The sequence below is a fragment of the Faecalibacterium prausnitzii genome (assembly GCF_019967995.1).
In the GTDB taxonomy this organism is placed as follows: Bacteria; Bacillota; Clostridia; order Oscillospirales; family Ruminococcaceae; genus Faecalibacterium; species Faecalibacterium prausnitzii_E.
In genome coordinates this window covers 2,685,852-2,697,264 of the sequence record NZ_CP065377.1, presented here as the reverse complement: position 1 = coordinate 2,697,264, position 11,413 = coordinate 2,685,852, and the positions used below count along the sequence as shown (strand labels likewise).

Here is an 11,413-nt window from a genome sequence, read left to right as displayed (position 1 = left end):
AAAGGGGGCGAGAGAATGTATTTATCACGGGTAGAACTCGATCCCACTCGCCGCAGCACCATGGCTGCGCTGGCGGCACCGCAAAAATTGCATGGTGCAGTGGAAAGCGCTTTTGGAGGGGAGCGCTGTCGCAGGCTGTGGCGGTTGGATCGTCTGGGAGAGCAGCTGTATCTGCTGCTGCTCAGCGAGGATGCACCGGAGCTATCCGGCGTGGTGGAGCAGTTTGGCACCGGAGCGGCTGCGGAGACCCGCAGCTACGACCCGCTTTTGCAGCGGGTGGAGCCGGGCAGTTGCTGGCAGTTCCGGCTGACTGCAAACCCCACCAAAAGCTGCAAAGACACCAAAAACCCCGCAGCGCGGGGAACTGTGGCCGCACATTGCACGACACAGTACCAGAAGCAGTGGCTGTTGGAGCGCGCTGCAAAGCACGGCTTTGCTCTGCGGGACGAGGGATTTACCGTGACCAGGGTGCAGTGGCAGCACTTTGCCAAGCACGGCACCCGGCCGGTGACCCTGCTGGCAGTGACCTATGAGGGCATTTTACAGGTGACCGATGCGGAACAGTTCCGGGCACTGCTGTGTCAGGGCATGGGGCGCGGCAAGGCCTATGGCCTTGGGCTGATGACCATTATGCGCGGAGGAAACTGAGATGGACGAGATGCCGGGCATGATTCGGCCGGGCCTACAGGCGCTGCCACAGGTGAAAGACCGGATGACGTTTCTGTATCTGGAACACTGCACCCTTGGCCGACAGGACGGCGCGATCACCGTTACAGACTTTTCCCCGCATACGCGGGGGTGATCCCGTCGAGGGGCCAGACCTGGGCGCGGAGATTGACTTTTCCCCGCATATGCGGGGGTGATCCCCACTTCTGGTGGCAGGGCAAGCTGTACAGCCGCTTTTCCCCGCATACGCGGGGGTGATCCTCATCACGCACATACTTCAGTTCGGAAGTGTCCCTTTTCCCCGCATACGCGGGGGTGATCCCCAGTTCGTGAACTTCTGGCCGGAGCAGTCGTACTTTTCCCCGCATACGCGGGGGTGATCCCAAGTACAACAACGGCAAGCTGCGCTGGCTCATGCTTTTCCCCGCATACGCGGGGGTGACCCCAACAACGCCGCAGACAACAGCGTGAGCAACGGTTTTTCCCCGCATACGCGGGGCTTACGAAAAAACAGCCACAGGCTAAACTAAAAATGAAATGATGTTTCTGGAAAGGAGAACTCTGTAATTTTGGCACTTGCTCAGGCTGCTATTAAAAACCCAAGAGCATAAGGACTTTATGACGAATTATCGTTAAAAATCAAGCAAACAAATAAGGCTCACCGCCAATTTTAGCGGTTGGCCTTATTTGTTTGCTCATGTATGAGGTGAATTGCGTTTAACACGGGGGCGCTTCCCAGAAGCATCACAGATACACCTCCACAGTCAGGTCGGTCCACGCTGCACGGCGGAACTGGTGGGGCATCTTGTTGGCTTCCCGGTAACGCTTGGCGGTTTCAAAGTCGATGGTGAAGGTGAGGATGGGCTTTTCCGATACAGCCATCAGATCGGTGCGCTCCTCTTTGGACTTCTTGCAGCCGGTGTTCAGCTTCCAGCGGTAGGAGTAATCGGCAATAGGGGTGACGACTTCAACGAACTGCTCAATCAATTCGGGCGCAAGACAGGCACCGTGTACATCGACCTTCTGAGAGAGAAAATCGTAGATCGCTTTCATGTCCGAAGAAACCGTCTGCAGTTCGGGCGCAGGGGAGAGGGCTTTCAACTCCTGCTCTAAGCAGGCAATCTCGTCATCTGCCTGTTTGCAAAGGGCTTGATATTCTTCTCGTGGCAGTTCGCCGTCTGCACGCATGGCAGCGTAGTTCAGCTTGCGCTTTTTGATTTTTTCAATCTGGCTCCGAATCGGTGCAGCAGACATTCGTGTGATGGCTTTTCCGTTCTGGCAGCTTTCGATCATCTTACAGGCTCGAAGGATGGCTTTGTTCTGATTGCCCCAGACCTTTTCAAAGATCTTCTTCGCCATCAGCTCCAGCTTCCACTCCGGGATGGAGATGGCATCACAACTGAGCTGCTGGGTCATGTTGTGTTCCAGAACGAAGGAACGGGTCGGGTTGACGGTTCGCATATTGCACTGGTAGCCAAAGACCGGCGTTCCGTCCTTCAGTTTACGCCAGTTGAAAATGCGGTAGGAAGAACCGCAGCGGCAGCGAAGTTTTGACACCCACAGATTCTTGGTAGTTCTGGCTCCTTTACGCCTTGTTTCTCCATCAGGAAGGCGCAGGCTGGAAATACGGGACTTGCGGATGCGCTCACATTCATGCCAAAGGCTTTCTGATACGATCGGCTCAAAGTTGCCTTTTACATAGACGAAGGAAGTTTCGTCCAGATTGTTGATGCGTTTCTTTTCAAGATAGTTGTTGACCTTGGACTTGTTGTAGCAGACATAGCCCATATACGTTGCGTTACGAAGGATGCGGCTGATTTTTGTACAGGACCAACTGACGTTTCCGTGCCCATCCTTACGACCCAGCCGGGAAAGTTCATTGACAATCGCCTTTTCCCCGTAGCCCTGAGAATAGAGCGTGAAAACCATTCGTATGGTAGCAGCCTGTTCCTCGTTGATAACGTATGTACGGTTGACCTTAATCACCCACCAGGTCATGAATGGTAGTAACGACCTTTGCCATGCGCTCCAGACCGCTCCCCTGCGCGAGACCCAGCCGGACGGCAGCCGTCACCCCTTCGACACCTTCATCTGCGCTAAGACCCCGTCCGGCCGCTGGGGCGACCCCGAGGACATGGTGGGCCCCTGCGTGTTCCTAGCCAGCTATGCTTCTGACTTCGTCAACGGCCAGATCCTGTACGCCGATGGCGGCATCCTGGCTTACAGCGGCCGTCAGCCCAAGTAACTCCGTCCTTTAAAACAAACAGAAAGCCGCCCGGAAACGTTCTCAGACGCTTCCGGGCGGCTTTTGTCGTATGTCGACCTTCTTTTTCCCAAGTGCTTCTTTCGCGGATGATTGTTCATAATTTGTCGAGCCAATGTTATTTCATATTTCTTGACTTTTTATTGAAAGCATGGCGGCGTAAGTGCTCCAGAATCCATGCATCTGAGAAAATCACACCGGGCAGTTCTTGTAAAGTGCAAAACGATGTAGTACACTTATGACAACTGCCGACAAGCTACACAGCAGAACCGGAAATTCAGTGGGTGTCAGGCACAGGGAATCTTTACGGTGTTCGGGCAAAAGGGGATGCGCAATATGTTTCAGGATTATTCGATTGACGATTACAAAAAGGCATGTTATATCATCCTGCGGCCAGATCTAACTCCGGAATACTTTATCCGGCATTTTGGAATGAGCCGCTATGAGTACAGCATCTGTCAGCAGCGTCTGAAAGAACTGCAAAAGTTCTATGGGATCGAGTATCATTTTGAAGAAAACCGGATCCATTGGACCGTCACCGATGAGAAACAGTTTCAGCAGCACTATAAGGGGATGTGGTCCTTCTACAATCGCCACCGCAGAAACCTTACAAACCGGAGCGAACTGGTCAGAGGGCTTTATATTGCCAGAAAGATTCTTCTTGCCAATGACCATACGGATTTGGATGCTGTGTCAGAAACAATGGGATTTTCCCGCAGCAATCTGCGCAATGCAATCAAACTTTGCCGCACCTTTTTGCAAAGTTATAACATCCGGCTGGAAAACGCGCCCCATTACGGAGTGTACCCTATGGGCAACGAATGGAACATCCGGCGCTGTCTGATGGCGATCTATAGTCTGCTGGACGTGAACGTTATTCCGGAAGAAGATTATCCTGAGATCGCGGAAGGGCTCAGCAATCCGCACTACCCCGTGCTTCGGGAGAAAGTGTATGAAGCGCTGCTGCATAATAGCTGCAATTATTCCCAGGCACAGGTCCGGCGGCTGACGTATTATATCTTCTTCCAGCACCTGCGCATCCGGCAGGGAAGGATATTTTCCGGTTTTGAAAACATCCATCCGGCCATCATCGGCTATGTCCGCAGCTCCGAACGGCTGATGAAGATCAGTGCGGACATTACCCGGTCCTGTTTTGGCGGGGAAGCATTTTCCGAACAGGAGATTTTATCGGTTGCCATGATGTTGTTTGAAATGTATGACGAACCGGAGGAGTTCTGCGCCTTTGTGGAAGCAACCTTTCCCGAGGAAGCCAACGACCTGTACCGCATGGTGGATGGCTATCTGCTGCGAAGTTACGGCTTCTCCATCACCGGCCTGTACAGTTCCATTCTCCGGACAACGCTCTACCGCCTGATCATTCACCATCAGATGGGTTTGCTGTCCGAACATGCAGGGCACTCTGAAAGCCGGGCACAGATGATCTCGGACTATCCGCTGGTGATGCTTCTCTACCAGAACATCCAGCAGCTCCTTGCGGAACGCTATGGAAACGAGGCGGCCGGAATCTGCTGTGCTCCGCTGTGTGAACTGATTGCCTTTTATATTCAGGGGATGGATTATGCTGCGCCGCGGCTCCGCATCGGGATCACCGCCCGTTCCGACATTTATGCTCCCGAAATGATCCGGAACCTTCTCCTTGCAAAGCTGAACCCGCGGTATTACAGCTCGGTGGAATGCTGTACCTATGTTGACATGCTGGAAAACATCCCGGAGGCTCGGAAAAAGTATGATCTGATCCTGTGCGATGAACGCCTGTCCAACGATCCGCTGTTTTTTTCATATGCAGAGATCCGGAACGATCTCAACAACATCAATGCCTATCTTCAGATGCTGCGGGACCTGTTTGGAAATGACCTGAAAAAAGAAGATATCCGCACCCAGGAGCTGAAGCTGAGTGATGGGTGGGCCGAAGAGCTTCTGGCAGAGAGCTGTGCCTTTCCCGTTGCTGCTTTCACGGTGGAAGAAATCCAGAAGAAAACGATCTGTGTGAATGACTGTCTGGTTCTGCTTCTCACGCAACAGACGGCGCCACACAGTCTGCTGCAGTTCGGGAAATTGAAAAGTCGGCTCCGGGTCGGTGACAAGCGAGTCTCCCGTTATCTGCTGCTTTCCGGACGTGTAAATGCCCAAAACATCCGGATCATCAATTTGCTGCTCTACGAGCTGATACAGGACCCGCTGTTCTGGGCTACGCTTACCAGCTGCCCCTGCCCGGAAACGCTGAACAATCAGATCAACCGGCTGCTCAAATGATGCTGCCCTTTTGAAAAAACGACAACACCGCATAGAATTCCTGCGCTCTCTGAGGGAGCGTGGGATCCTGTGTGGTGTTTTTTGTGCACTTTGTCAAAAGCAAGCATATGAGCTTGTCAAATTTGTACAATGATGCAATTTTTTATGTAAAGTGCTCGAAAAAATCAGACAAGGAAAGTCTGTGGCAGACTTGTTATAATACACTCAGAAACTTTTCCGGAAAGTGATCCACATCAAAAAAGGAGGACACACAATGATTGCTTTGCTCAGAATTGATGAACGTCTGATCCATGGTCAGGTTGCAACCAGCTGGTCAAAGGCATTGGACATCGACACCATCGTATGTGCAAGCGACGAAGCGGCCCAGAACCCGCTCAAAAAGAAAATGCTGCTGATTGCAGCGCCGCCGGGCAAAAAGACCCATGTTCGCAGCGTGGACGAGGTGATCGGACTTCTGCAGGATCCGCGCGCAGAACGCATGAAGATTTTTTTGCTGACGGACAACCCCAAGGATGCGCTGAAACTGGTTTCGGCGCTGGGACTGAAAAATGTCAACTTGGGTAATTACCACAACCGCAAGGCAGAACATACCGCAAGCGTTTCTATGTATGTGCAGTTGGATCGGGACGATCTTGGTGCATTGAAGGAGATCAGCGAACGTGTTGCGGACGCTTATGTCCAAAGCCTGCCCTCGACTGAAAAAACGTCCCTGAAGGCCTTTGTTGCAGCAGCGGAAAAGGCTGATTGGAAATAAAAAAGGAGGAAACACAGTATGTTAGTTCCTGCATTGCTTGTAGCGTTTGCTTACTGGATCACATGGCTGATTGACGGCATTTTGGGATGGCAGACCATGACCCGCCCGATCGTGCTGGGCACAGTGATCGGTTGGCTCTGCGGTGATCTGAAGACCGGCGTTATAATGGGTGCCTCGCTGGAAGCTGTTTATATGGGCATTTCCGGCATCGGCGGCTCTCTCGCAGCCGATTATCGTTCGGGTACGGCAGTTGGCGTGGGCCTCGCGATCCTGTCCGGGATCTCCATGGAGGAGGGCATTGCAATCGCAGTTCCGATCGGTGCTCTGTGCCTTGGCCTGATGCCGGTCACCACAATGGTTGGCAACCTGATGGAAGTGCCCCTGATGAACGCCGCCAAGCAGGGCGATGTCAAAAAGTACAACCGTCTGGTCTGGTTCCAGGCCATCGTGCTCCAGCACCTGCTGGATACTGCCGTCATCTTCCTGTGCTGCTACTTCGGATCCACCGTGATCACGACCACATTCGATGCGATCCCCGCCTGGCTGATGAATGGTCTGTCGGCATCCGGCGGCATGCTGGTGGTCGTCGGCCTGGCGCTGACGACCCAGGCCATTTTCTCGAAGTACACCGTACCGTTCGTTCTGGTTGGCTTTGTTCTGACCAAATATCTGGCAATGCCGGTGCTCTCCGTGGCAATCCTCGGCTTTGTCTGTGCCTACATGGTCTTTGATCGTTCTCGTGCTCTGAAGCAGGTTGAAAATACGGTTGGAGGTGACGATTTCTATGCCTAATAAGCAGAATACGATTTCGCCGGAAGAAAAAAAGATCCTGAACAAATGCTATTGGGGCTCTCTGTCCTGCATGCGCACCACCAGCAATGTGGTTGGTCAGGGACGTGCCATGGTGCTGTCCACGGCACCGGTTATTGAAAAATATTATCAGGATGACGAAGCCAAAAAAGAAGCGCTTACCCGCCACGCTTCAGAGTACATCAACACAAACCAGACCATGTATGGTCTGTTGGCAGGCATTGCCTGTGCAATGGAAAAGGAACGCGCAGAAAAGGGCAACGTGGAACCCGGCACGATCACCAGTGTCATTGCATCCCTGATGGGCCCCCTGGCCGGTATTGGTGACTCGTTCTTCTTCAACTGTGTCCGTGTTATCGTAGCCGGCATCGCCATCGGAATTGCAGCCGACGGCAATCTTCTTGGACCACTGCTGTTTGTAGCAATGTTCGGCTTCGGTCTTCTTGCACTCAAGTATGTGCTGTTCATGACCGGTTACCGCACCGGCACCTCTTTGATCGATCAGGCTTCGGAATCCGGCATTATTTCTATGCTGATGGAAGTTGCCGGCATTCTGGGTGCCATGATGGTCGGTGTTCTGATTGCTTCCAATATCAAGATCAACATTGCTCTGGCACCGGTGGTCAACGGCGCAGAAATCAACATTCAGGGCATTCTGGACAATGTGATGCCTGGTCTGCTCAGCCTTGTTCTCTGGTGGGGTAGCTATAAGGCTCTGCAGAAGGGCCTGACCCCAGTCAAACTGATCTTCATCATTATGGGTGGATGCATTTTGCTCTCGCTGGTTGGTATTCTGTAAAATTGTGACGGGGAAGGAAGGCTCGCAAAGCACCTTCCTTCCCTGGTTTTTATGTTGAGAAGGGAGAGGTCGAAATGAAACTGCTGACGCAATCGGACGACTACGGATTTACCCGTGGTGTGACCTGTGGCATTCTGGATGCAATTGAAAACGGTGTCGTCCGGAATACCGGGTTGTTTGTAAATATGCCGGAAAGCGAGCACGCCGCATCCTTTATCCAAGATTATCCGCAGGTGTGCTTTGGCATCGACTTCAATATTGTCTCCGGAGATCCGGTCTCTGACCCGGAACTGCTCCCGGACCTGGTGGATCAGGACGGACATTTTATCCGTTCCACCGTCAAAATGGCAGATCCGCGCTTTGGTAAGGAAGAGTTGTGGCCCTACGAACAGGTGCTGACCGAACTGCGGGCACAGCTGAAGCACTTTGTCCGTCTTGCAGGGCAGCCGCCGGAATATCTGCACGGACACTCCATCAGCCGCAGCAGCCCGGCCTATATCCGGGCGATCCGGACCCTGTCGGAAGAAAGCGGCGTTCCGTACAGCGCAGACTGCCACAAAAAGGTGAATATGTACTGGGCTGCCAACGGTTACAATACCAAGCCTTTCACGGTGGAAAAGCAGCTGGAAACCGATGCACTGGCGTATGTCCGGGAACATCTGGATGAGGCAATGGGGCACGAATACGTCCTTTTGGGCGGTCATGTCGGCTTTGTGGATGCAGATCTGTTCCGTTACACAACCTATTCGGTCATCCGCTGCAAAGATCACGAAGTATTCACCTCGGACTTTGTGAAGAACTGGATCCTCCGCAACAACGTTGAGCTGATCACATACCGTGACCTGAAATAAGAAAGGAGAAACAGATGAAACTGATTGTACGAGGCGCCGATTATGCCATGACCGACAGCATCACCGACGGCTGCCTGCGCGCAGCCCGCTGCGGGATTCTGACTGATGTGGGCCTGATGACAAACAATGCTGCACAGGCCCGCTATGCGGTGAACGAGTTGAAAAAGTATCCGCATGTTTCGGTTGGTCAGGACCTGAATCTTGTGTCCGGGCTGCCCGCCAGCGACCCGAAGGACATCCCTGCACTGGTGGATGAAAACGGCATTTTTATTTCTTCGACCCGCCGCAAACTGGAAAATCTGTATGAGATTCCTTACGACCAGATCTACCGTGAAATGAAACAGCAGGTCGAAAATTTCATCGAAATTGTGGGCCGCAAGCCGTGCTACTTTGCAGGGCATTCGCTTTCCACACCGGAAGTCGAGCAGGCCATGGTGGATATTGCAGAGGAATATGGCGTACTGCTGAACTGCTTTGGTCTGAAGGATCTGCCGGTCGGCACACGCTGGTACTATAAAAACATGAAGGTCGACCCGAATGACCGCAAGCCATCTTACGGTCTGGCTGAACAGGGTGCAACGGATGTCATCGGGCATATTCTTTCTGGCGGCTGTGAGTTCGACTTCAATGCACCGTATGCGATGCTTGCAACCCACTGCGGTTACTGCGATGGTGAATTGCAAAATATGTCGACTTTTTCCGTCATCCGCGGCAGAGAACTCGAAGCGCTCTGCTCGCCGAAGATCAAGGAATGGGTCAAGGCAAACGGCATTGAGCTGATCAGCTTTGATCAGTATCTGGCAGAGCACGCGAAATAAACCACCGCGCATCTGCGCTTAAAACGCATAAAGGGATATGCGCCACTGGAAAAAATGGAGCATATGATGACAAAATGGAAAAAAAGACACTATTGGTAAAGGAACCAGGCTTTTACAGGCTGATGCTGATGCTTGCACTTCCTGTGATCATCCAGAATATGATCACGGTGGGCGTGAACATTATGGACACTGTGATGCTGGGCAGCTTTGGTGAGATACAGCTTTCCGGTTCTTCGCTGGCAAATGATTTTATCAACCTGTTCCAGATCGCCTGTATGGGCGTCGGTGGCGGTGCATCCGTTCTCAGTGCGCAGTTTTATGGCAAAGGCGACTACAACAATGTGAAAAAGACGGTTGCGATCATGCTGCGTGTAATTCTCTCTGTGGCCGTCGTCTGCATGGTGATCTCGTTGTTTTTCCCGGAGGAGCTTCTCCGGATCTATACAGCCGACACTGCTGTGATCGAAAAGGGTGCAATTTATCTCCGGTACAGCACAGCTTCTTTTGTAATGATGGCCATCACAATGACCCTGACCTTGATTCTGCGGTCTATTCATGATGTAAAGATCCCGCTCTACACATCGATTGGCAGTTTCTTCGTCAACATCTTTTTTAACTGGGTCTTTATTTTTGGTCACTTTGGTGTGCCACAGATGCAGATTGCCGGTGCCGCAATCGGAACCGTTCTTGCCCGTCTGTTTGAGCTGATCGTGATCGGCGGACACTTCTTCTTCCAGGAAAAGCAGTTGCGCTTCCGCATCCGGGATCTTTGGATGCCGGTCGGAGATCTGCTGGGTACATACTGCAAATACTGCATTCCGGTTCTGTGCTCTGACATGCTTCTGGGTATCGGCAACAGCATGGTCTCGGTCATCATCGGCCACATCGGAACATCGTTTGTAGCGGCCAATTCCATCGTTGCCATGATCCAGCGCCTTTGCACAGTCATGACACAAGGCATCGGACAGGCCGCGGCCGTGATCACCGGAAACAATGTGGGAAGCGGCAAATTGGACAAGGCTTACCGGGAAAGCACAACCATGATCATCTTGACCGTGTTGTTTAGCCTGGGAACCAGCCTCATTTTAATGATCATCGGGCCGTTTGTGGTCAATGCCTACAACCTTTCCGTTGAAACACATGACATTGCCATGCAGCTCCTGGACGCGATCAGCTTTATCATTGTATTTCAGGCACTGCAGTCCGTGCTGACAAAGGGTATCCTGCGGGGCGGTGGAGACACACGGTTCTGCATGATGATTGATGCCACATTTCTTTGGCTGATTTCCATTCCACTTGGATGGCTCACCGGTGTTGTCTTGAAGTTGCCGGCATTTGTCGTATATGTCTGCATGAAACTGGACTGGATCATCAAGGTTTTTGTGTGTCTGTTCCGTTTCAAAAGTAAAAAATGCTTTCGGATCGTCTCCGACAGTACGGAAGAAAGGAATGCCGATTCATGTTAAAGATTTTTCTGTCCTCTCATGGCCGCTTTGCCAGCGGCATCAGGAGTTCCTGCGAGATCCTTCTGGGAGCGCAACAAAATCTGACGGTTTTTGATGCCTATGTAGACAACGATACCGTGCAGGAGCATCTGGATGATTTCTACAAAACCGTTTCTGCTGAGGATCAAGTCCTGCTTTGCAGCGATCTGTATGGAGGCAGCGTCAATCAGTCAATGTATCCATATCTCCAGAAGCCGAACACGCGTCTGGTCAGCGGCGTCAACATGACATTCATGATGAACGTCTTGTGTGAGGAAGAATTGTCCGATGAGCGACTGGAGGAGATTCTGGAGGAAAGCCGCAGCTATCTGCGCAGGGTAAATCTGGAAACCAATGAGACAGAGGATGAATCCTTCTTCTAAGGAAAAAGCAGTAGGAAAAGCCACGACAAATGTTCATATTGTGACGTTTCATCGTGGCTTTTCTTGCGGTCAGAGTGGCGAGACTCAAGCTCGCGGCCTCCTGCTCCCATAGAAGAAGTAAAAAGACATCGCAAGCCGATGATGCTCAGTTCAAAAGGAAGCGTTGAGCAGCACCCGGAGGGAGAAGAATGATTCCCAACGCTCTGCGATTTTGGCACCCACTCAGGCTGCGATCAAGAACCCCCGCAAGTAATTGCGTGAGGGCTTGAGAAAGCACCAATAAACGATCAACTCCCGCCAGCTTCCGCAAC

General features: G+C 52.1%; 10 protein-coding genes, 1 pseudogene and 1 CRISPR repeat array. Of the genes and pseudogenes, 10 read left to right on the top strand and 1 reads right to left on the bottom strand.

Features of this window, described 5'->3' with window-relative positions:
- The first annotated feature begins 15 nt into the window (after positions 1-15).
- Positions 16-648 carry a type I-E CRISPR-associated protein Cas6/Cse3/CasE gene (gene cas6e, locus I5P96_RS13020; RefSeq protein ID WP_223382509.1) on the top strand — a complete coding sequence of 211 codons (633 nt, stop codon included), beginning with the start codon at positions 16-18 and terminating at the stop codon, positions 646-648.
- Between the two features lie 129 nt (positions 649-777).
- A CRISPR array of direct repeats spans positions 778-1,111; the repeat unit is 28 nt; unit sequence CTTTTCCCCGCATACGCGGGGGTGATCC.
- 299 nt (positions 1,112-1,410) lie between these two features.
- Here the strand turns inward: cas6e and I5P96_RS13015 are convergent.
- The gene (locus I5P96_RS13015; protein WP_223382508.1) at positions 1,411-2,664 is read right to left on the bottom strand and encodes a recombinase family protein; all 1,254 of its coding nucleotides are present in this window, start codon (positions 2,662-2,664) and stop codon (positions 1,411-1,413) included.
- Positions 2,665-2,695: 31 nt separating this feature from the next.
- Here I5P96_RS13015 and I5P96_RS13010 point away from each other — a divergent pair.
- The 9 genes and pseudogenes from I5P96_RS13010 to I5P96_RS12970 form a co-directional block, all read left to right on the top strand.
- A pseudogene (locus I5P96_RS13010) lies at positions 2,696-2,911 on the top strand (SDR family oxidoreductase); the annotation flags it as partial.
- A 354-nt stretch (positions 2,912-3,265) separates the two neighbouring features.
- Complete coding sequence (locus I5P96_RS13005) at positions 3,266-5,203, top strand: helix-turn-helix domain-containing protein (protein WP_223382507.1); 1,938 nt, start codon at positions 3,266-3,268, stop codon at positions 5,201-5,203.
- Between the two features lie 253 nt (positions 5,204-5,456).
- On the top strand, positions 5,457-5,957 hold the full coding sequence (locus tag I5P96_RS13000) for a PTS system mannose/fructose/N-acetylgalactosamine-transporter subunit IIB (protein WP_118552263.1): 501 nt from the start codon (positions 5,457-5,459) through the stop codon (positions 5,955-5,957).
- 18 nt (positions 5,958-5,975) lie between these two features.
- Positions 5,976-6,749 carry a PTS mannose/fructose/sorbose/N-acetylgalactosamine transporter subunit IIC gene (locus I5P96_RS12995; protein ID WP_223382506.1) on the top strand — a complete coding sequence of 258 codons (774 nt, stop codon included), beginning with the start codon at positions 5,976-5,978 and terminating at the stop codon, positions 6,747-6,749.
- Positions 6,742-7,566, top strand: a complete 825-nt coding sequence (locus I5P96_RS12990) for a PTS system mannose/fructose/sorbose family transporter subunit IID (protein WP_118552268.1) — start codon at positions 6,742-6,744, stop codon at positions 7,564-7,566. The genes I5P96_RS12995 and I5P96_RS12990 overlap by 8 nt, the downstream gene beginning before the upstream one ends.
- Before the next feature lie 74 nt (positions 7,567-7,640).
- On the top strand, positions 7,641-8,417 hold the full coding sequence (locus I5P96_RS12985; RefSeq protein WP_118552270.1) for a ChbG/HpnK family deacetylase: 777 nt from the start codon (positions 7,641-7,643) through the stop codon (positions 8,415-8,417).
- 14 nt (positions 8,418-8,431) lie between these two features.
- The gene (locus tag I5P96_RS12980; RefSeq protein ID WP_005936615.1) at positions 8,432-9,235 is read left to right on the top strand and encodes a ChbG/HpnK family deacetylase; all 804 of its coding nucleotides are present in this window, start codon (positions 8,432-8,434) and stop codon (positions 9,233-9,235) included.
- A 74-nt stretch (positions 9,236-9,309) separates the two neighbouring features.
- On the top strand, positions 9,310-10,701 hold the full coding sequence (locus I5P96_RS12975) for an MATE family efflux transporter (RefSeq protein WP_118552274.1): 1,392 nt from the start codon (positions 9,310-9,312) through the stop codon (positions 10,699-10,701).
- The gene (locus I5P96_RS12970; protein WP_005936609.1) at positions 10,695-11,102 is read left to right on the top strand and encodes a PTS sugar transporter subunit IIA; all 408 of its coding nucleotides are present in this window, start codon (positions 10,695-10,697) and stop codon (positions 11,100-11,102) included. Before I5P96_RS12975 ends, I5P96_RS12970 begins: the two co-directional genes overlap by 7 nt.
- Positions 11,103-11,413 lie beyond the last annotated feature (311 nt).